This window comes from Actinoplanes sp. NPDC023801 (assembly GCF_040639655.1).
Taxonomy (GTDB): Bacteria; Actinomycetota; Actinomycetes; order Mycobacteriales; family Micromonosporaceae; genus Actinoplanes.
The window spans coordinates 1-18,152 of the sequence record NZ_JBFAAI010000002.1 but is presented as its reverse complement, the minus strand read 5'-3'; the positions used below and the strand labels follow the sequence as shown (position 1 = coordinate 18,152).

Sequence of the window (18,152 nt, the reverse complement as noted above, 5' to 3'; positions counted from 1 at the left end):
CCATGATCCGGCCGGTTATCGACGTGCGGGACATCACCAAGGTGTACGGCGACGGCGACACCCGGGTTCGCGCCCTCGACGGCGTGACCCTGCAGGTCGAGCGGGGCGACTACGTGGCCGTCATGGGCCCGTCCGGCTCCGGCAAGTCGACACTGATGAACATCCTGGGCTGCCTGGACGTCCCCACGACGGGTGCCTGTCTGCTGGACGGGGTCGACGTCAGCTCGCTCAGTGACGAACAGCTGGCCCTGGCCCGGAACCGGTTGATCGGGTTCGTCTTCCAGGCGTTCAACCTGATTCCGCGGACCAGTGCCGTGGCCAATGTGGAGCTGCCACTGGCGTACTCCGGGACGAGAGCCGCCGAGAGGCGCCGCAGGGCCATGTTCGCCCTGGACCTGGTGGGTCTCGCGGACCGTGCCGACCACGAGCCGCACCAGCTCTCCGGCGGCCAGCAGCAGCGGGTCGCGATAGCCCGTGCGCTGGTCACCGAGCCGGCGCTGCTGCTCGCCGACGAGCCGACCGGCAACCTCGACAGCCATGCCGGCGAGGAGGTGCTGGCGGTTCTCGACGACCTGAACGCGGCCGGCCACACCATCGTGCTGATCACCCACGAGGAGGAGATCGGTGCCCGCGCCGATCGGCTGATCAGGCTCTTCGACGGCCGGGTCGCCAGTGACTCCCGGCGGGAGCCGCGGGGCAGGCATGCGGCTTCGGGAGTTTTATCATGAATTTCTTAGAGATTGTGCGCTTTGCGCTGCGCGGTATCGGAGCCAACAAACTCCGCTCCACCCTGACCATGCTCGGCATCCTGATCGGCGTCGCCGCGGTGATTCTCCTGGTGGCCGTGGGCAACGGGTCGTCACGGGCGGTCACCAGCCGGATCGAGGCACTGGGCACCAACACGCTGACCGTGATGAGCACCAGCCGGGAGAGCGGCGGCCTCACCATGAGAATCGCCGAGGCGCTCGACGACCCGGTCCTCGCCCCCGGCGTCCGCTCGGTCTCGCCCGTGGTCAGCACGGCGGCCACCCTCAGCTACGAGGGCGCCGGGCACGAGATCAGCTCCTTCGTCGGCACCACACCCAGCTGGTTCGCCGCCTCCAACTCCCCGGTCGGCACCGGCGCGATCTTCACGGCCGACGACGAGGCCCAGGCCCGCCGGGTCGTCGTGCTCGGCCGGACCGTGGCCGACGAACTGTTCGCCGGCGCCGACCCGGTCGGTCAGCAGGTCACCGTCGGCGGTGCCCTGTTCACCGTCACCGGCGTACTGAAGGAGAAGAACTCGCCCGGTTCGCAGGACCTCAACGACACCGCGATCGCCCCGATCGGTGCCGTCCGACAGGTGCTCGCCGGGTTCGGTCCGCTCAGCTCGATCCTGGTCGAGGCGTCCGGCCCGTCGATGGTCGGCACCGTCCAGGGCGAGATCACCACCATCCTCGACACGAGGCTGGAGCCCGGCGGCTACCGGGTGCAGAGTGCCTCCCAGCTGCTGGAGACGCAGACCGAGACCGCCGGCACGTTCACCACCCTGCTCGGGGCGGTGGCCGCGATCAGCCTGCTGGTCGGCGGCATCGGTATCACCAACATCATGCTGGTCACCGTCACCGAGCGGACCCGCGAGATCGGCATCCGCAAGGCCCTGGGCGCGCCCCGCCGGGTGATCCTCACCCAGTTCCTCATCGAGGCGACGCTGCTCAGTGTTATCGGTGGAGTTCTGGGTGTCGCGGCCGCCGTCCTGGGCAGCCGCTTCTCGATCGTCGGTGTGCAGCCGGTGATCGTGCCCGGTTCGGTGGTGCTGGCCCTGGGCGTCTCCGTGCTGATCGGGCTCTTCTTCGGCGGACTGCCCGCGGCCCGCGCCGCCCGCCTGCGCCCGATCGACGCCCTCCGCTACGAGTGAGCAGCCATGAATGAGGAACCGCCCGTGACATCAGACGGCACCGCTACTCCGGACCGAACCGCTACTCCGGACCGAACCGCTACTCCGGACCGAACCCCTACCCCGGACAGCGCCGCTACCCCGGACAGCGCCGCGACTTCGGACCGAACCGCTACCCCGGACAGCGCCGCGACTTCGGTCAGCCCCGCGACATCCGACAGCGCCGCGACCGGAGACAATGCCAGAACCTCGAACAGAGCCAGAACCCCGGACAGCGCCCGGGGCTCGGACAGCACCGCTACGGCCGACGACGGTGTGCACTCCGGGGTCCACGACACCGAAGTGCTGCCCCGCGCGTACGGCGGCCGCTCCGATCTCAACGAGGCGCTGGCCGCGGCCGCCCCGCGCCGCTGGTGGAACCGGACCACCGTCGGCCTGATCGGCCTGGCCCTGCTGGCCGGTGGCTTCCTGGGTGGCGTCCAGGCCCACGAGCGCTGGGGCATCGAGGAGACGCAGGCCGGCGGAGCCCCGGACGGTGCGGGCATGCCCACCGGCTCCGGCGGCTCACTCGGGCCCGCCGCTCCGGGTGGTCGGCCCGCGGTCTCCGGGAGTGGACCGGCGCAGGACGGATCAGCGCAGGGCGGGCCTGTGCAGGGCGGTGGAGCCCAGCCCGCCATGGGTGGAACCGCCGGAACGGTCAAGATGGTCGACGGCACGACCCTCTACGTGCAGACCGACGCCGGTGAGACGGTGACGGTGCGGACCGGCGAACAGACGACCGTGAAGGTCAGCCAGACCGCCTCGCTGGAGAGCATCACGTCGGGCCTCCCGGTGACCGTCGAGGGCGTTCCCGATGCGGAGGGAGTCATCACCGCGACCGCGATCACCGCCGGCTGAGTCCCCGAAAAGCCACAGGAGTGGCCCTCCCCAGCCGATGCCTCCCCGCAGCGCGAGACGACAGGCGTCCCGCGACGGGCCACGGACGGCGATGAACCCGCGGACAGCGATGAGCCGCGGACAGCGATGAGCCGCGGACAGCATCGAACCGCTGACGGCGATGAACCGCCAACGGCAATGAGCCGCTGACGGCGATGACCCGCGGACGACAGCGAACGGGGACGGCGATGAATGGGGAACTGGGATGAGCGGGGGACTGCGATGAGTGGGATCAGTGGTGTCTCGGCGTCCCCCGGCCACTACTCGTATCAGTGGTCTCCGGCGGCAGGCCAGCGCCGGGAGAACCTGTTGTCCCGGCTGGCCGAGACGCTGGGGCTGACCGTCGACGAGCTGAGGACGCAGCTCGGCAACGGCAGCAGCCTCAACGACATCGCCACCGCCCGGGGTGTCCCGCACGACGATCTGATCGCCGCGATCCGAGCCGGGCTGTCCGCCGGCAATCCGGAGGAGTTCGCCGCCAGGCGGGGCGCTCCCCCGGCACCCCCGGCCCGGGAACCCCGTGGCGAGAACGCCGGCCTGCGCGACGAGGTCAAACTCGCCGCCCTGAGCCGCCTGCTCGGCATGGACAGCGAGGCCGTCACCGCGGCCGCCACCGGCGCGTCCAGCCTGGTCACCCTGATGCGCCAGAAAGGCATCGACCTGTACGCGCTCCGCGGAGTCCTCACCGGCGGCGACCTGATCGACGTGACCGTGTAGAACCGCGACGGCGTGACGGCAAGGTGCCGATCCGGAATGGGCGATGGAGCAACGTGCCGATCCCGGACCGGGCGATGGAGCAACGTGCCGGTGCGGACGGCTGCGAGGATGCCGGTCGTCAGCCGTACAGGCGGCGCCGGATCAGGACGACCGCGACCGCGGCGAGGAAGACGTCAAGCGTGACGATCAGGCCGAACCAGCCGAACAGCAGCATCACCGGTGGAACCAGGATGAACAGCGCGGCGCACAGCAACGCCAAGGTGGGGAAACGGACCTCGGCATGCACGCCCGCGGTCATCCGGGCGGCGAACTCAGGGTCGGACAGGTGGATCCGGCGTTCCAACTCGGCGATTGTGCGAAGGTCGTTATCGTTCATCGTCGATCGCTCCTGTCGGAGGCTCCTGGGCGTCCCGTGTACCCGGAGTTCCGCGAGTCTAAACGCCTCGTCCGTGGGAAGTCTGTCCGTATGACGAACGAACATGGGGCGAGCGAGAACGACAAGCGGCCCGACAGCCGCTCCGGGAACCGGCCGGAGGATCTGCCGCGTCATCCGGCGGCACGCCCGCGGGCCGAGGCGGACCGGGAGCTGGTGCCGCCGGACGCGGACCTCGACATGGCGGCCGCGGATGACGGGGCGAACCCGAAATGACAGGTTGAGCCGGGACTGACAGCCCCGGAAGGGCGGTGGTGCCGTGCCGGTGGGAGCGACGGTCAGGGTTCGATCGGAGCGGTCAGGAGGGCGGCGAGCAAGGCGGTCCGCTCGATGACGCCTTCGGCGGAGACCCATTCGGTACGGGCATGCGCACCCCCGCCTCGCGGGGCCAGACCGTCCACCGTAGGCCGGCCGAGCGCCCCGGTCGTGTTGGTGTCGGCCGCGCCGTCGGCGGGCCGGCCGTCGATGTCCTGACCGATGCCGGCGGCGATCGTCCGGACCTGTTCCAGCAGCGTGGCGCCGGCCGGGCCGGGCCGCCAGGTGGGCCGGTGCGACAGCAGCCGCGCCGCCACGGTGGCTCGCGCCCGTACCGGCCGCAGCCGCCGGAGCTCGCGGAGTACCGCCTCCTCGTCGTCCGGGTCGGCGAACCGCAGCCCCAGGTCGGCGTGTGCCGTCCCGGCGACCACGTTGGTCCGTCCACCTCCGGCGATCGTGCCGGTGTTGAGCAGGACCGGCCGGGACGTGACCGCCGACCGCACGCGGATCAGCTGGTCGACCAGCTCGTCGATGGCGTTCGCGCCGGCCTCCGGGTCGAGGGCGGCGTGTGCCTCCACCCCGGTCACCTCGATCCGTGCCCGGGTGCTGCCGCGACGGCCGGTCTTCAGGTCGCCGCCCGGGTGCGGCGGCTCGAGGCCGAGCACGGCCCGCGCCCGGCCCGCTTCGGCCCGTACCAGGTCACCGGCGGTCGGGGAGCCGATCTCCTCGTCGGCGACGACGATCACCCGTACCGCGGGACGGGGTTGGTCCTTGATCGTCGCCACGGCGGAGAGCAGCGCCGCGAGGCCGGCCTTGGTGTCGTAGACGCCGGGCCCGCGGATCACGTCGCCGTCGACCGTCCACGGCATCCCGGCGAGCGTGCCCACCGGCCAGACCGTGTCGTAGTGGCTGAGCAGCAGGATCGGATCGCCGGTCACGCCGCGGGCCGGCAGGGACCAGATCAGATGATCGCCGGTCGGGTGCGGCTCGCGGGCGGTGTGGAACCCGGCGCGGGCGGCGTCGGCCTCAAGGACGTCGGAGAGGGCGGCCAGTGCCCGGGCATCCCCGGTCGGCGACTCGTGCAGCGTGTACCGGTGCAGCGCTTCGATCGTTGCTGAGGACTCCGGGGATGGCGGCATATGCGAAAGCTAAGTCGCGTCCCGGCGGTTGTCAACGAGCGGAGATGTTGCGAGGATGGCGGTTATACGAAACGTATCTTTGATCAGGAGGTGGGTATGGAGGTGCTCGTCCGAGAGCTGGACGGCCTGGCCGAGCTGACCGCCGCGGCACGCCTCTACCGCACCGTCTTCGGCTATGAGCAGCCCGAATACGGGCTCAGCCCGCGCCTGCTCGCCGCCCTGCGCCAGAACGCGGGATCGGTGATCGGGGCATTCGTTCCGGGCGGCGCCGATCCGGCCGGCGCCATGGTCGGTTTCTGCTTCGGCTTCTCGGCCGTCGACAGCGGCGAGCTCTACCACTACTCGCAGGCCGCGGTGGTGGCGGCCGAGGCGCAGGGCCTCGGCGTCGGGCGCCGCCTGAAGCAGGCCCAGGCCGAGGTGGCACGGCTCACCGGGGCGCGGACCATGCGGTGGACCTTCGATCCGTACGCGCTGCGCAACGCCCACTTCAACCTGAACGTCCTGGGCGCCACCGGAGTCCGGTTCCTGCCCGACTACTACGGCGGCGGGACCGACCGTGTCCTGGTCACCTGGGATCTGTGGCACGCCCGCAAACCCGGCGTCCCGGCCGGTGTCGTGCACGCCCCGGCCGGCGACCGGGCCCGGCTGCGTGCCGGCCTCGAACGGTATTTCGCCGCGGGCGCCCGCTGGACCGGCGTGACCAGGGACCCGGACGGCGCGGTCGGCTGCACGTTCGAGAATGACGAATCGTGACGACCCATCGCTCCACCCCGTCCGAGCGCTTCGACCGCAACGTCCAGCGCCGCTCCGCGCAGGTCCTCAAGCAGCGTGTCCTGGAACAGCAGCGCGAGGAGTTCGAGAAAGCCCTGGCCTGGGCCGCCGAGCAGGACGCCATCGAACGGGCCGCCGCTCTGATCGTCTCGGCCCGGCGCCGATACCTGCTCGGGTACGGCAAGTCGCTCGCCTACGCGTCGATGCTCGCCACCGACCTGAGCGCCGGCCTGTCCGGGGTCCACCTGGTCGGTGACGGCTCGCTGCGGGCCCTCGACGTGCTCAGCGACGTCCGGCAGGGCGACCTGCTCGTGGCCGTGTCGATGTCCCGGTACCGCCGGGAGACCGTCGATGTCGCCGCGGCCTACGCGCACCGCGGCGGCGACCTGGTGCTGATCACCGACGCCGACGACGCCCCGCTGGCCTCCGCCGCGACCACGAGCATCGTGATCGGCACCGGGAGCGCCTCCTACGCGAACTCGCCCACCTCGGTCGTGCTGGCCCTGCACCTGCTCGCCACCCTCACCATCGCCAGCTCCAAGGGCGCCGGCCGCCGCCTGCACCTGCGCGACGAACTGGCCGCCGGGCTCGGCCTGTACCACCCCGAGACCGACGACCGGACGGGAGAACGATGATCAAGGTGGACCGTGTCGAGCTGCGCCGGGTCCGGCTGCCGCTCGTGCACCAGTTCCGGACCAGCTCGCACGCCAAACGCGAACTCGAACACATCCTGGTGACTTTGACCAGCACCGGCGGTGCCGTCGGCTGGGGCGAGATCGCCTCCCCGAGCGGCCCGTACTACTCGGCCGAGACCGTCGGCAGCTGCTGGGCGATGGCCCGGTCGTTCCTGGCGCCGCTCGTGCTGAACACCGCGTGGGAGCACCCGTCCGGCCTGGCCGCCGCCATGGCGCGGGTAAGAGGTAACCACTTCGCGCGGGCCGGGTTTGACATGGCGGCGTGGGCCCTGTGGTCGGGTGCGTCCGGCGTACCGCTGGCGAAGGCCCTCGGGGGTGATCGGGCCGAGGTGGCGGCCGGTGTCTCGCTCGGGATCGAACCGACCGTCGGCGCACTGCTGGAACAGGTCGCTCTGCGGGTCGGCGAAGGCTACCGGCGGGTCAAGTTGAAGATCGCGCCCGGCTGGGACGTGGAACCGGTCCGCGCCGTGCGTGCGGCGTTCCCGGACGTGCCGGTGCACGTGGACGCCAACGGCGCCTACCCGGCCGAGGAGGTCACCGTCTTCCGGCAGCTCGACGAGCTGGGCCTTCTCATGATCGAGCAGCCGTACGCCCCGCGCGCGCTGCTCGGCCACGCCGCACTGCAGGCGGTCCTGCACACCCCGATCTGCCTTGACGAGTCCGTCGAGGAGGTCGACGACCTGGCCACCGCCCTGCGGCTGGGCGCCGGCCGGATCCTCAACATCAAGGTGTCCCGGATGGGCGGCCTCACCGCCGCGGTACGCGCGCACGACCTGGCCCGCAGTCACGACGTGCCGGTGTGGTGCGGCGGCATGCACGAGTTCGGCATCGGCCGCGCCGCCAACGTGGCCCTCAGTTCACTGCCCGGTTTCACGCTGCCGTCCGACGTCTCGGGCTCCGACAAGTACTACGCCCGCGACATCACCACCGAACCGATCACCTGCGTCGACGGCCACGTCCCCGTCCCGTCCGCTCCCGGCCTGGGCCGCGACCCCGACCTGCCGTTCGTGGAGGCCGTCACCACCGACGTAGCCGTACTCCAGCCGGGCGACTGAACCGCACCCCCGGCTGTCCGCGGTACGCCCGGCGGGGTCAGGCGCCGAAGGCCGCCTCGATCTCGGCGGCCGTCAGATTGCGGGCGCGGAACTCGGTGGTGCCCGACTCCAGCAGCTCGCGGGCCGCGTCGCGCAGCGCGCCGTACGCCGCCCACGCCAGCGCACCACCCGTGGACACCCGGCGCACTCCGAGGGCCGCGAGCTCCGGCACGCTCGGGACGCCGGGCATCATCAGCACGTTGACCGGAGCACCGACGGCCTCGACGACCCGCGTGATGTCCTCCGGTGTGGTGAGCCCCGGCGCGTAGAGCACATCCGCCCCCGCCGCGTGGTAGGCGACCAGCCGGGTGATCGTGTCCTCGAGATCGCCCTGCCCGTACAGATGGTTCTCGGCCCGCGCCGTCAGCACCAGATCGTGGCGCCGCGCCGCCTCGGCCGCCGCCCCGACCCGCTCGACGCCGGCCGGCAGGGTGTCCACCCGGCCGGTGGCCGGGTCGTAGTCCTCGATCGACAAGCCCGCCGCGCCCGCCGCGGCCAGCAGGTCCACCGTCTCGGCGATACCGCCGGCGGTGTCGGCGAACAGGCGCTCGGCGTCCACGCTGACCGGCACGCCGACCGCCGCGGTCACCGCCGTCACGTGCGCGACGAGTTCGTCCCGCGTCACCTGCTGGTCCCGCTTGCCCAGGCTCGCGGCCAGCCCCGACGACGTGGTCGCCACAGCCGCGAACCCGGTGGTGGCCAGCACCCGCGCCGACCCGGCGTCCCACGCGTTCGGCATCACGAACGTCCCTGTCGAGTGCAGCCGGCGGAAACGCTCGCGAACCGATCTCATGCCACACACCATGCCATATCGCTCTAAGGTTTCCGGCGTGGCTGTTTCTGAATACATCGCCCGGATGCGGGCCGCGGTCGGGCACGACCTGCTGCTGCTGCCGGGCGCGAGCGCCGTGGTGACCGACGACGACGGCCGGGTGCTGCTGGCCCGGCGTTCCGACAACGGCCGCTGGTCGGTGCCGGCCGGCCTGGTGGACCCCGGCGAGCAGCCGGCCGACACCGCGGTGCGTGAGGTCTTCGAGGAGACCGGGGTACGAGCCGAGATCGTGCGGCTCGCCGGGGTGGCGACACATCCGGTCGTCTATCCGAACGGTGACCGGTGCGAATACCTGAACGTCTGGTTCCGGTGCCGGGCCGTCGGCGGTGAGGCGGGCGCCACCGACGACGAGTCGCTCGAGGTCGGCTGGTTCGCGCCCGGCGCACTGCCCGAACTGGACGAATGGTCCGTGCTGCGGATCCGGACGGCGCTCGCCGACGACAGCGGCGCCTGGCATACCACGGCGGCCGAGAAGCACCCGGCGCTGAACCAGCCGGACAACCTGTAGCGCCTGTTCCGCGGGGTGGCTGGACCTGCCTCGCTCCCGCCGGCCCCCGCCGGACAGACGCTAGTCGAAGATCGAGATACGGGTGCGGTGGTGGCGCGGGGTCTCGATCTCGTCGGCCACCGCAACCGCCAGATCGGCGTACGACAGATGCGTGCCCCCGCCGGTCTCGCCGCCCGTGCGGTAGGTGCCGAGCCGCGGGCCCTCGGCGTCGAGCTGTGCCGGCGGGGTGAGCATCAGCCAGTCGACCGGGGTGTCCGCGGCTCGCAGACGTTCCAGACCGGCCGTGTGCGCCAGCGCGAACTGGCGGAACTCGTCCGGCAGCACGGCCGGATCGTCGTACAGCGGGTTGCCGGCGCCGTCGAGCAGGTTGACGAACAGGCCGATCACGACGAGCCGGGGTACGCCGGCGGCCGCCAGTCCGCCGAGCAGGGCATCGGTGGCCTTGACGTAGAACTCGGCGTCCAGGGTGGAATTCTCGAGCGCCTCGGGACCGGAGGCCGGCGACACCGCGTTCACGGCTGCGTCGTGCCCGGCGACGAGCTCGGCCATGGACCCGGCGTCGAGTACGTCACCCTGGACGACGCGACCGGGAAGCTGATGTCCGGCGGGATCACGGACGACTGAGGTCACCTGGAAGCCGCGGCGCTCCGCCTCGGCGGACACGGCCCGGCCGGCACGACCACCGGCTCCGAAGACAATGATGCTGGTCATGGGCGGACGCTAACGGCGGACCATCTGGTTACCGCAACGATACCGACGTTAACCTGGGCATCGTGACGACTCTCGATCCGGACATGTTCGCGCCCGAGTGCCCGTCGCGGATGATGCCGCTGCAGATCGGCGACAAGTGGACCGCGATGATCGTCATCTGCCTGGAGCGCGGCCCGCGCCGCTTCGGTGAGCTCCTCGTCCCGCTGCGGTCGATCACCAAGAAGGTGCTGGCCGAGACACTGCGGGCGATGGAACGCGACGGCATGGTCACGCGTACGGAGTACCGGGCGAACCCGCCGCACGTCGAGTACGAACTGACCGCGCTCGGCCGTAGCCTGCTCACCCTGATCGACGCGTCGCGCGACTGGTGCCGCGAGCACCTGCCCGAACTGGCCGAGGCACGTGCCCGCAGCACCGGGAACGGTTAGAGCAGCTCCTTCAGGGCCGCGTCGAAGATGTCGTGGTGCCGGGCCACGTCGGCGAGCGAGGTCGTCGGGCACATCAGCGCCATGTTGTGGAACGGCGTCAGCAGCACGCCCCGGTTCGCCAGGTAGACGTGCAGGAAGTCCTCCAGCTCGGCGTCGGCGCTCGCGGCCGACTCGGTGCCGTTGCGTGGGGCGGGACTGGCGAACCGGTACTCCACCCGGGCGCCCAGACGGCTCACGGACCACGGCAGCCCGTACCCGCCGATGATTTTTGTCAGTCCCCCGGCGAACGCCGAAGCCGTTGCGATCATGCTGTCGAACGCGGCGTCGGTGAGCACGTGCTCCAGCGTGGCGCGGGTTGCGGCCATCGACACCGGGTTGCCGGCGAGCGTGCCACCCACGCCGCCCATGTCGATCAGGTCCAGGTCGGCCCGGCCGTCAAGGGCTTCGACAAGATCGGACCCGAGGCCGTACGCCCCGACGGGCACCCCGCCACCGATGGCCTTGCCGATCGTCACCACGTCCGGCTCCAGGCCCCAGAACGCGGTCGCCCCGCCCGGCCCGGCCGAGAACGTGTGCGTCTCGTCCTTGATCAGGTAAGTCCCGTACTTCCTGGTCAGCTCCCGCACCCCGGCCAGGTAGCCGTCCTCGGGCAGCACGATCCCGATGTTCGTCAGCGCCGGCTCCATCAGCACCGCCGCCACGTCGCCGTGCGCCAGCTCCCGTTCCAGGCCGGCCAGATCGTTGAACTCGGCGACCCGGCTGGTCAGGGTCACGTCCACCGGCGCGCCGACGTTCCCCTCGCGGCTCGTGCCGCGGCCGTCCGGTCCCACCACGATCAGCGACTCGTCGACCGACCCGTGGTAGCAGTAGCTGTTCACCAGGATCTTCGACCGTCCGGTGACCGCGCGCAGCAGCCGGATCGCCCAGCGGTTCGCGTCCGTCGCCGTCAGTGCGAAACTCCAGGCCGGCAACCCGAACCGGCGGGCCAGCTCGGCACCCGCCGCGGCCGCGTCCTCGGTCGGCATCATCGTGCTCAGGCCGTTGCGGACCCGTTCGGTCACGGCGGCGACCACCGGCTCGGGGGAGTGACCGGCCATCGCGCCGGTGTCACCGAGGGCGAAGTCGATGAACTCGTTGCCGTCCACGTCGACGATCCGGTTGCCGTACGCGCGGTCCAGGTAGATCGGGAAGTCCCCGGCGGCCTTGTTCATCCAGGTCATCGGGACCCGGCCGAAGAGATGACGCGCCTCCCCGTAGGCGCGCAGGGAAGAGGCGTGCCGCTCGGCGAAAACGGCACGCTCACGGTCGGCGAGGGTGTGGAGGCGGGCGCGATTGACTCCGGAATCCGTCGACATGGCGCGACGTTATCAGGGAATCGTCACTCCTCGGTCGTCCTCAGCACGGTAACCGTTTTTCCGCGGCCGTCGGTCACATACAGCCGCCGGCCGTCCGGTGACAGCGCGTTCACCCGAGGGCTGTCCCCGACCGCGACCGTGGACACCACCTTCCCGGTACCGATGTCGACCACCGACAGGTTGTCCGAGCCCTCGTTCACCACGTACACGTACTTGCCGTCCGCCGAGATCATCACCGCCTGCGGCTCCCGGCCCACCGCGATCTTGTGGATCAGCCGCTGGTCGCCGGTGTCGTACACCTCCACCGTGTCCAGGTCGTAGTTCGTCGTCACGAGCCGCTTTCCGTCCGGCGTCACCGCCAGCGCATGCGGAGACCTGCCGACCTTGAAATTCTTCCGTACGAGACCGTCCGCCACGTTCACCACCGAGATCTGGCTCGACTCGTGGTTGGCGGTGAACGCCGTCCTGCCGTCCGGTGTGAACGCGATCCAGTGCGGGTTCGGCGGCACCGAGATCCGCGCCGCCTCGGTGAGCGACTGATCGTCGTAGATCTCCACCCGGGCCCCGTTGTGGATCGGCACCCAGACCTGCCCGTCCGGCGCCACCGCGGGCTCGAACGGCCGCGGCCCGGTCCGGATCGTCTTCACCAGAGTCCGGTTCACCGTGTCGATGACGGCGAGCCCGTTACCGGTGAAGTTGTTCTCGAACAGCGACACGTACAACCGGCTGCCGTCCGCCGACAACGTCAGGAACCGCGGCGTGTTCGGCACCTTCACCACGCTGATCTTCTTCGTCGCCACATCGACGACGTGCACATCCTTGGCCGCCTGGTCCGCCACGTAGATCGTCTTGTTGTCCGGCGAGACCGTCACACCCTCCGGCTCCCGGCCCAGAGGAATCCGATCCACCACCACCGGCTTCGCCAGACTCGCCGGCGGCGGCTCCGGGGTGCCGGCCGGCTCCGTGGCCGGCACACTCGCCTCACCACCCGGCTGCTCCGGTGCACTCTGGGTCTGCGCCGGCGTGGTCCGCTGCCCCGCGGCCTCCGGCTCGTCGCCGGCAAGCGTAAACCGCACGCCCGCATACGCCCCGCCGCCGAGCAGCACGAGCACCACGACGGCCGCGGCGATCAGCACACCCCGGCGGCGCGGTTTCTTCTCCTCCGGGTACGGGGAACCGCCCGCGCCCGGCGGGTAGCCCGTGCCGCCCGCGCCCGGCGGGTAGCCCGTGCCGCCCGCGCCCGTGCCGATGCCCGCTCCGGCCGCCTGGGTCGGTCCGGTGTCCCATCCGCTCCCGCTGCCGTCACCATGGCCGGCGCCGTAACCGGCGTCCGAACCGTGGCCGGCGCCGAAACTCGTGCCGGGGCCGCCCTGGTAACCGGCCGGATAGTCGATCCGCGGCTGCTGTCCGGCTCCGGAGTGACCCGGTCGCCGGATCCCGGGCTGTCCAGTGCCATGTTGTCCCGGACCTGCCGCCCAGGCATCCGTTCCGGGCCATGCCGCTGCCGGCGACGTCGGCCACCCTGCCGCCGGCGAGGCGGGCCACGACTCGGTGGGCCCGCTCTGCCCGGGTTCCGGTACTCCGCCAACGGGCGCATGGCCGGCCGGTGTCTGACCGGCGGGCCGCTGACCGGCCGGTCCGTCCCCGAACCCGCCGCTTGTCGGCTCGGAACCCGGATGGTGAGCACCGGGCCCCGCCCCGCTCACGGGGCTTTCGGGTGTACGCGGTCGCGGCACATCACGAGCCGGGGGAGAAGCCGGCCAGGGGACACCGGCGGTCGGTGTCGCATCGTGCTCACCCGGCCACGCCGGTGAACCTGGATCGGGCATACCGGCCGCGACCGGTCCACTGCCCGTAGCCGGTCCACTGCCCGTAGCCGGTCCACTGCCCGCAACTGGTCCGCCGCCCGCAACTGGTCCACCGGCCGTAGCCGGTCCTCCGGTCGTGGCCGATCCGCTCGTCCGGTTCCCCGCGTCGGCCGGTGATGTCCTCCCGGGACTGACTGGGCCCTCCGCCTGCTGTCCGAGGCCGCCCGCCCACACCGCGCCGCCCGCCCGCTGTCCAGGATCGGCAGCCGGTCCGACGCCGGTCTCCGCGAACTCGGACTGCTCCGCTGCCACCGGTTCCGCTTGCGACGGGCCCGCCCGCCAGGACGCACGCTCGTCAGCGGGCTGCCGGGGCGCCGGGATCATCACCCCGTTGCCGGGGGCGCCCGCCGGCGATCCGTCAGCCTGCGGCCGGGCTGCTCCGTCGTTCCCGGCACCGAGCGCCGACACATCGTCCGCCCGGGAAGACACGTCGTCCACCGGGAAAGCAGCCGGCGCCGGGGTGTCCTCGGTCCGCCTGCCCGTACCGGAACCGGCGGAGGACCCGTCGTCCGGCTCCTCGTCCGCCGGCCGTCCGGGCTTGCGCCCCGCCGCCGGCCACACGCCGTCCGGATCGGACCGCCCCCAGGTGCCGGTACTACCGCCCGGCCATGGCGAAACCGATCCGCCGGCCCCTGTTGCCGAACTCGCCGGCGCACCGGCGCCCGATCCGCCAGCCTCTGATGCGGTACCTGGTGGCGCACTGGTGCCTGATCCGCTGGTCTCTGATGCGGAACTAGTCGGCGCATCGGTGCCTGATCCGTCGGCCCTCGTTGCGAGCGTTGCCGAATCAGCGGCACCGGACTCGCCGGCCGAGCTTTGACCCGTTGTAGAGATGATGCCCCACCGGCCGGTGAAGCCGCCGGGCACCGGTTCCGGCCGTGCGTCGGCCGGCGCGGCCGGAGAGCCGAGCGACGTAGGCGGCTGCCCCGTGGTCGGGGTGGGCTCCGGGAGTAGGGCTGATCCGGTGCCTGCCGATCCGGCATCCGAGGATCCGGCGTTTGCCGGATCGGCGCCCACCGGCCCATCGTCCTGCGCGTCCGCATGGCCGGCTTCCGAGGCGATCTCCGCGTCGCTGCCGTTGCTCGTGCTGGGCGACGGCTCCGGCCATGCCGTGGCAGAGACAGGCACCTCCGGACGTGCCTCGGACTTTCCCGAACCACTTGTTGACGCGCCGTCCGTCGAATCCGGGCCGGCGGTAACGGCAGACGCCGGATTCAGAGCGGCGGCAGCAGCGGACACCGGCCCCGGGCCGGCGGCAGCAGCGGATGTCGAGCCTGGATCAGTGGCAGCGGCGGATGCCGAATCCGAGTCTGTGGCAGCGCCGGACACCGGCCCTCTGCCGGCGGCGGATGTCGAGCCTGGATCAGTGGTGGTGGCGGACGCCGAATCCGGGCCTGGGGTGGTGCCCACCGGGTTCGGGCCGGCCGGGGCGGCACTCGCTGTTCGTGTGTCGGCCGTGCCGTGCCCGAACTCCGCCCCGGGCCCTGAGGCCCCCGGCGAAGCGGCGGCCACAGGCGTCACGCCGGTCGGCGGTGTGCCCGGCCGAGCGGCTTCCGTGGAGGTTTTGTTCGCGGGGGGCGAGTAGGTCGCGCTGTCAGCGGTCGCCGGTTCCGGAGCAGGGCTCTGCTCGCGAGGCACTGTCGGGACCTCCGGCTGCGCTGCCACCGGGAACGATCCGCGAACCGTGGCCTTGGGCGCGACCAGAGGCACATCATCGGCGGCCGTGTCCGGACGGCCGGCCATTCCACTGAGGTCCGTGCCGTCGCCCCGGCCGGCCGTGTCATCAGATCCGATGGGACTCCCGGACAGGGGCTCCCGGCCAGCCGCGTCCTCGGATCCGACACGGCTCCCGGGCGGGGTCGCCGGGCCCACCGCACCCGTCGTGACGGCCCGTTCGGGTGGGTGAACCCCACCGGCCGCGGGGGAGTCACCGATGGCAGCCGGTTTGATGCTCGCGCTTCCCCACGATGCGGAGCCGGCTGTCGTCCCGGTGTCCGGCTGAGCGTTCGTGGGACGGTGTGACCACATTCCGGAAGCGGGAGGGCCACTGATCGGAGCCCAGGGCGACTGCCGGGGGACCGTTCCGCTCGAAGGGGGTCCACTCGTCGGCCGCCGCGATGCGGCATCGGTCCTGTCCTCGTTCCCTGGATCACCGGCGTTCGGCGGCCCGCTCGTGGCATCGCGTGGCGATTCGCTCACCGGGATGTTCGGTGGCGCGCCCGTCGGCGAGACAATCTCGGAACCGCCGGCTGCCGGGGAACCGGTGGAGGCCTGGACGGGCCCGGGGTCGCCCGTGGCGCCGGCCGGCTGAGGACCGGCGGCGGCCGGGACAGTTCGCGGCGTCCCGGTGGGCTGAGAGCCGGTGAAGGGCGGGACGGCGCCCGCTGCCCGGGGACCGGTGGTCGTGGGGGCTGTTCCCGGCGTACCGGATGAAGAGGGTTGAGACGCCGCCTGATCGCCTGCCTGGACCGGCGGATGCCCGGCCGTGCCGGGGACCGGTGTCTGCCGGAACGTGTCGTGCCGGCCGGCCGGCGTCTCGTTCGGCCATGCCGCGTCGTTGTTCTCGCCGGGCCAGGGATCGAGCGGCTGTTCGCCGGGCCACGCCGCCTCACCGGGCCAGGCCGGGGTGTGCTCGCCGGATGCGGCCCACGCCACGTCCCAGCCGGCCGGCGGGCCCGGGGGAGGAACCGGCGAAGGAACCATGGGAGACCCGGGAACGCCGGCCGGAGATCCGGGGTGTCCCGCGGGGGATCCGGGCGGCGGTGCCGCAGCCGTGCCGCCACCCGCTGACGGGATCCGCCCGCCGGCGGCGGCGTCGAAGTCCTCCGACACCTCCCCGGTGACCGTGAGCCGGGCGACGCCCGCCGGACCGTCCAGGGTGACCGCGCCGTCGAGCCGGCCCACCGTGGGGAACCAGGTCACCCGCAACACGTTGCCCTCGAGCCGGGCGTGCAGGCCCTCGGCGGAGCTCGACACCACCGACGCGGCGGCCAGCGGAGGGCCCTGCACCGCGATCTCGGCGGCGAGCTGCCGGGTGCCGGGGGCGACCCGGCCGAAGTCCAGGACCGGCTCGGCGATCCGGACCGATGTGCGGCGCAACGCGGCGGACGCGGCGGCAGCGACCCGGCCTTCACCGGTGGTGAGCCGCCGCAGCGCCTCGCGGGCTTCGACGGCACGGGACAGATCTGGTCCGGCTGCGGCCACGGCGAGCTGGGCGATGGTGGCCATCTGGTCGCTGCCGGGGCGGCGGACCCGGGCCAGCCACGGCTGCCGTCCCGACCCGAACACCCACTGCCGCACGCTGGGGTCGCGTTCGCGCAGGTGGTCATAGAGTTCGCTGATGCCGATCCAGCCGTCCCGGTCACGGTCGGCGCCGCCGCCGGACACGCCTTCGGCCATCAGGCCGGCGAAGGTGGGCGGTTCCGGCCGGGCGGTCGCGGCGATCACGACGCGGCTCTGCCACTCGGCGGACCGGGCCGCCCGGAAGTGGTGGCCCGCGTCGACCGGCCCACCGGTACGGCCGTCGAGCAGCACCACGGCCTGCCCGGCACGGCTGCGCTGCATGAGCGCGGCGATCTGGGCGACGTCGACGGCGGTGTCCGCCGGACGGCCCATCACCGTGTCGGCGGCGGCCAGGTAGAGCCCGCCACCCGGGCCGGTCAGCATCACGCCACGGAAATAGACCAGGACACAGTCCTCCTGGTCCCGGCCCTCGAAGAGAGACTTCACCCGCGCGTACGTCTCCCGCGCCCCCGGATCCCGCAGGTAGGCGGTCTCGAACCCGCCGAGCGCCGGATCCCCGAGCACGTCGGTGAACGCGGGCACATCGGCCGACGGCACCGAGAACCTGCGCAACACCGGATCGTCGTGCTGCTCGACGCTAACCACTACTGCCAGTCGTCGCCCGCTCATCGAATGCATCACCCGTCATCCATGGTGCGATGCCGAGGCCGGACACGAAACCCCGAGAAGATTACGAACCGCGATTTCTCCACGGCGAAGCGTTTTTGATCTCGGTTTCCGGTGGTGCATTCATGATCGCTGAATGGTGCGGGCAGGGTCGCTCCACCTGCGGTGATGTTGCTCAGCCGATGCCGGTGAAGGGCCGGATTCCATCGTCCGCCGGGTCGGCCGCGCAGTCACGGAAAATATTTGAGATTCACCGGTTCCGGTGGCATGACGTGGGTCGACGTCAATGTAATGATCTTTTGTACGAGGCCGCGCGCTCAAGGCCTCGCGCACCGGACCGCGTGTGCCGGCGAGGGTGGTTGCATCACCTGCTCCCTCTCCCCGCCGCCGTCGGCCCGGTCAGGGTCGCGGCCGTGCCGGACGCGGCACCTCAACCCGGACGGATGAAGAGTCCGGACTGCCGATCCCGAGCCGCTAAGTGCTCGAGTCCGTAGATCCTTCGGGGGTTATGCGGCCAGGGCGAGTGCGGCAGGCTGGTGATCGCAGCCGGCGGGTTGCTGGAGGTTCTGCTCTTTCTGTTCGTGTCGCTCGATCCGGGCCATGAGGTCCTCGAGGTCGGCCGGAG

The 18,152-nt window shown here is 71.9% G+C and carries 16 protein-coding genes; 10 read left to right on the top strand and 6 right to left on the bottom strand.

The window, feature by feature from the left end; translation table 11 throughout:
• Window positions 1–2 precede the first annotated feature (2 nt).
• The 4 genes from AB0G04_RS04590 (at window position 3) to AB0G04_RS04575 (ending at window position 3,529) form a co-directional block, all read left to right on the top strand.
• Window positions 3–728 (top strand): ABC transporter ATP-binding protein, encoded by a 726-nt coding sequence (locus tag AB0G04_RS04590; protein WP_360976345.1) that lies wholly within the window; start codon window positions 3–5, stop codon window positions 726–728.
• A complete protein-coding gene (locus tag AB0G04_RS04585) occupies window positions 725–1,897 on the top strand; it encodes an ABC transporter permease (RefSeq protein ID WP_360976342.1) in 1,173 nt (390 codons plus the stop codon). Before AB0G04_RS04590 ends, AB0G04_RS04585 begins: the two co-directional genes overlap by 4 nt.
• A gap of 294 nt (window positions 1,898–2,191) precedes the next feature.
• Complete coding sequence (locus tag AB0G04_RS04580; RefSeq protein WP_360976339.1) at window positions 2,192–2,773, top strand: hypothetical protein; 582 nt, start codon at window positions 2,192–2,194, stop codon at window positions 2,771–2,773.
• Between the two features lie 261 nt (window positions 2,774–3,034).
• On the top strand, window positions 3,035–3,529 hold the full coding sequence (locus AB0G04_RS04575) for a hypothetical protein (RefSeq protein WP_360976337.1): 495 nt from the start codon (window positions 3,035–3,037) through the stop codon (window positions 3,527–3,529).
• Window positions 3,530–3,647: 118 nt separating this feature from the next.
• Here AB0G04_RS04575 and AB0G04_RS04570 read toward each other — a convergent pair whose 3' ends face one another.
• The gene (locus tag AB0G04_RS04570; protein WP_360976334.1) at window positions 3,648–3,905 is read right to left on the bottom strand and encodes a DUF3040 domain-containing protein; all 258 of its coding nucleotides are present in this window, start codon (window positions 3,903–3,905) and stop codon (window positions 3,648–3,650) included.
• A gap of 90 nt (window positions 3,906–3,995) precedes the next feature.
• On the opposite strand from AB0G04_RS04570, the gene AB0G04_RS04565 reads away from it, so the two are divergent.
• The gene (locus AB0G04_RS04565) at window positions 3,996–4,178 is read left to right on the top strand and encodes a hypothetical protein (RefSeq protein ID WP_360976331.1); all 183 of its coding nucleotides are present in this window, start codon (window positions 3,996–3,998) and stop codon (window positions 4,176–4,178) included.
• A gap of 62 nt (window positions 4,179–4,240) precedes the next feature.
• Here the strand turns inward: AB0G04_RS04565 and AB0G04_RS04560 are convergent, their stop codons facing one another.
• Window positions 4,241–5,356 carry a M20/M25/M40 family metallo-hydrolase gene (locus AB0G04_RS04560; protein ID WP_360976329.1) on the bottom strand — a complete coding sequence of 372 codons (1,116 nt, stop codon included), beginning with the start codon at window positions 5,354–5,356 and terminating at the stop codon, window positions 4,241–4,243.
• 96 nt (window positions 5,357–5,452) lie between these two features.
• Between AB0G04_RS04560 and AB0G04_RS04555 the strand changes: the two genes are divergently transcribed.
• The 3 genes from AB0G04_RS04555 to menC are packed head-to-tail and all read left to right on the top strand — an operon-like array spanning window position 5,453 to window position 7,877.
• Window positions 5,453–6,109, top strand: coding sequence for a GNAT family N-acetyltransferase (locus AB0G04_RS04555; RefSeq protein ID WP_360976326.1), 657 nt, complete (start codon window positions 5,453–5,455; stop codon window positions 6,107–6,109).
• Window positions 6,106–6,762, top strand: a complete 657-nt coding sequence (locus tag AB0G04_RS04550) for an SIS domain-containing protein (RefSeq protein ID WP_360976323.1) — start codon at window positions 6,106–6,108, stop codon at window positions 6,760–6,762. Before AB0G04_RS04555 ends, AB0G04_RS04550 begins: the two co-directional genes overlap by 4 nt.
• The gene (gene menC, locus AB0G04_RS04545; protein WP_360976320.1) at window positions 6,759–7,877 is read left to right on the top strand and encodes an o-succinylbenzoate synthase; all 1,119 of its coding nucleotides are present in this window, start codon (window positions 6,759–6,761) and stop codon (window positions 7,875–7,877) included. Before AB0G04_RS04550 ends, menC begins: the two co-directional genes overlap by 4 nt.
• Window positions 7,878–7,914: 37 nt before the next feature.
• On the opposite strand, the gene AB0G04_RS04540 is transcribed toward menC, so the two are convergent.
• The gene (locus tag AB0G04_RS04540) at window positions 7,915–8,709 is read right to left on the bottom strand and encodes an isocitrate lyase/phosphoenolpyruvate mutase family protein (protein WP_360976317.1); all 795 of its coding nucleotides are present in this window, start codon (window positions 8,707–8,709) and stop codon (window positions 7,915–7,917) included.
• 37 nt (window positions 8,710–8,746) lie between these two features.
• Between AB0G04_RS04540 and AB0G04_RS04535 the strand changes: the two genes are divergently transcribed.
• Window positions 8,747–9,256 carry an NUDIX domain-containing protein gene (locus AB0G04_RS04535; RefSeq protein WP_360976314.1) on the top strand — a complete coding sequence of 170 codons (510 nt, stop codon included), beginning with the start codon at window positions 8,747–8,749 and terminating at the stop codon, window positions 9,254–9,256.
• A gap of 60 nt (window positions 9,257–9,316) precedes the next feature.
• On the opposite strand, the gene AB0G04_RS04530 is transcribed toward AB0G04_RS04535, so the two are convergent.
• Window positions 9,317–9,967 carry an NAD(P)H-binding protein gene (locus tag AB0G04_RS04530; protein ID WP_360976311.1) on the bottom strand — a complete coding sequence of 217 codons (651 nt, stop codon included), beginning with the start codon at window positions 9,965–9,967 and terminating at the stop codon, window positions 9,317–9,319.
• A 62-nt stretch (window positions 9,968–10,029) separates the two neighbouring features.
• Here AB0G04_RS04530 and AB0G04_RS04525 point away from each other — a divergent pair, with 62 nt between their 5' ends.
• Complete coding sequence (locus tag AB0G04_RS04525) at window positions 10,030–10,395, top strand: helix-turn-helix domain-containing protein (RefSeq protein WP_360976308.1); 366 nt, start codon at window positions 10,030–10,032, stop codon at window positions 10,393–10,395.
• Here AB0G04_RS04525 and AB0G04_RS04520 read toward each other — a convergent pair.
• Window positions 10,392–11,750: a transaminase gene (locus tag AB0G04_RS04520; RefSeq protein ID WP_360976305.1), complete on the bottom strand. Its 1,359-nt coding sequence runs from the start codon at window positions 11,748–11,750 to the stop codon at window positions 10,392–10,394. The genes AB0G04_RS04525 and AB0G04_RS04520 overlap by 4 nt on opposite strands.
• A 23-nt stretch (window positions 11,751–11,773) precedes the next feature.
• Window positions 11,774–17,530 (bottom strand): beta-propeller fold lactonase family protein, encoded by a 5,757-nt coding sequence (locus tag AB0G04_RS04515; protein ID WP_360976302.1) that lies wholly within the window; start codon window positions 17,528–17,530, stop codon window positions 11,774–11,776.
• Between the last annotated feature and the right edge of the window lie 622 nt (window positions 17,531–18,152).

What these genes read in the sequence shown, in the direction of transcription:
- AB0G04_RS04570 (WP_360976334.1), bottom strand. Translation starts at nt 3,905, where the DNA reads ATGAACGATAACGACCTTCGCACAATCGCCGAGTTGGAACGCCGGATC.
- AB0G04_RS04575 (WP_360976337.1), top strand. Translation starts at nt 3,035, where the DNA reads ATGAGTGGGATCAGTGGTGTCTCGGCGTCCCCCGGCCACTACTCGTAT.
- AB0G04_RS04560 (WP_360976329.1), bottom strand. Translation starts at nt 5,356, where the DNA reads ATGCCGCCATCCCCGGAGTCCTCAGCAACGATCGAAGCGCTGCACCGG.
- AB0G04_RS04565 (WP_360976331.1), top strand. Translation starts at nt 3,996, where the DNA reads ATGACGAACGAACATGGGGCGAGCGAGAACGACAAGCGGCCCGACAGC.
- AB0G04_RS04585 (WP_360976342.1), top strand. Translation starts at nt 725, where the DNA reads ATGAATTTCTTAGAGATTGTGCGCTTTGCGCTGCGCGGTATCGGAGCC.
- AB0G04_RS04590 (WP_360976345.1), top strand. Translation starts at nt 3, where the DNA reads ATGATCCGGCCGGTTATCGACGTGCGGGACATCACCAAGGTGTACGGC.
- AB0G04_RS04520 (WP_360976305.1), bottom strand. Translation starts at nt 11,750, where the DNA reads ATGTCGACGGATTCCGGAGTCAATCGCGCCCGCCTCCACACCCTCGCC.
- AB0G04_RS04530 (WP_360976311.1), bottom strand. Translation starts at nt 9,967, where the DNA reads ATGACCAGCATCATTGTCTTCGGAGCCGGTGGTCGTGCCGGCCGGGCC.
- AB0G04_RS04515 (WP_360976302.1), bottom strand. Translation starts at nt 17,530, where the DNA reads ATGAGCGGGCGACGACTGGCAGTAGTGGTTAGCGTCGAGCAGCACGAC.
- menC (WP_360976320.1), top strand. Translation starts at nt 6,759, where the DNA reads ATGATCAAGGTGGACCGTGTCGAGCTGCGCCGGGTCCGGCTGCCGCTC.
- AB0G04_RS04540 (WP_360976317.1), bottom strand. Translation starts at nt 8,709, where the DNA reads ATGAGATCGGTTCGCGAGCGTTTCCGCCGGCTGCACTCGACAGGGACG.
- AB0G04_RS04555 (WP_360976326.1), top strand. Translation starts at nt 5,453, where the DNA reads ATGGAGGTGCTCGTCCGAGAGCTGGACGGCCTGGCCGAGCTGACCGCC.